This is a genomic window from Chryseobacterium lacus, from assembly GCF_003336205.1.
In the GTDB taxonomy this organism is placed as follows: Bacteria; Bacteroidota; Bacteroidia; order Flavobacteriales; family Weeksellaceae; genus Chryseobacterium_A; species Chryseobacterium_A lacus.
On sequence record NZ_QPIE01000022.1, the window covers coordinates 1 to 920 of the forward strand.

The 920-nt window shown below is 49.2% G+C and carries 1 protein-coding gene; it reads right to left on the minus strand.

Annotation, left to right across the window (positions count from 1 at the left end; all coding sequences use genetic code 11):
• Positions 1–920: PKD domain-containing protein (locus DQ356_RS11115; protein ID WP_114304562.1), on the minus strand; the 920-nt coding region annotated here is incomplete at both ends.

The following is a 920-nucleotide window of genomic DNA, read 5'->3' on the forward strand; positions in this document are numbered from 1 at the left end:
ACGTACTCCGCTCTGATCTCAAATGTGCCGGATTGCGATGCCTTCACCATAATCTCATTTCGGTGAGGGGTATAGGACAACTGTACCGAAGGATCATTGGTACTCCATAATACCGAAGTAGTCGGCCATTGAGGGAGGCTGTACTTGTACTGCTTATCCGTACAGATGACGGCATCTCCTTTAATTTGGCCAGCGGATATTACTACAGGAATTTTAACGGTCGTCCATTCAGCACAGCCACATTTGGATCGGTACATAACATATCCAAAGCCATCAGCAGGGTCAACGTGATCCCAGCGGACTTCAATCTGAGTGCCTGTATTGGAAATTATAGTGCCTCCGATGACCTCCCACTCGCCGCCGCAAGGATCATTGGCAGTGTAGGTTTCTTTACTGCCTTCACACACGACTGATTTACAGGCAATGCTGACAGGGATGGATTCCGTCACTTCCACGATAACCCTTCGGGAGTTCGTACAGTTACATTCATTGGTAGCACTGAGGGTAACTTCGTAAGTTCCTGCCTGAGTATAGCTGTGTGATGGCTCAAAAAGCGATGAAGTTGGAGATCCGTCTCCGAAATCCCACAGATAATGAATAATGCTGCTGCCACCACCGTTGGTGGAGAGGTTGTCAAAATACACCGGAGTGTTTTTACAAACCCGTATGATTTCCACATGTTGATTCAGGTGTCCGATCACGGGTTCCGGCCCATGAATCTTCTCAATGCACAAGGTGGCGCTTTCCTGGGTGCCATTGGCGTATGTAATGGTAATGCTCACGGCACCGTTTCCTGCATTACCCCAGTTCACGGTGGCGTTGTAAGCAGGTTGCGTTCCCGGAGGCTGAAGAGTGCCTCCCGACACAGACCATTGTACATTGGTAATGTTAGGCCCGGCAACGGTGTATTTTACCTGGCT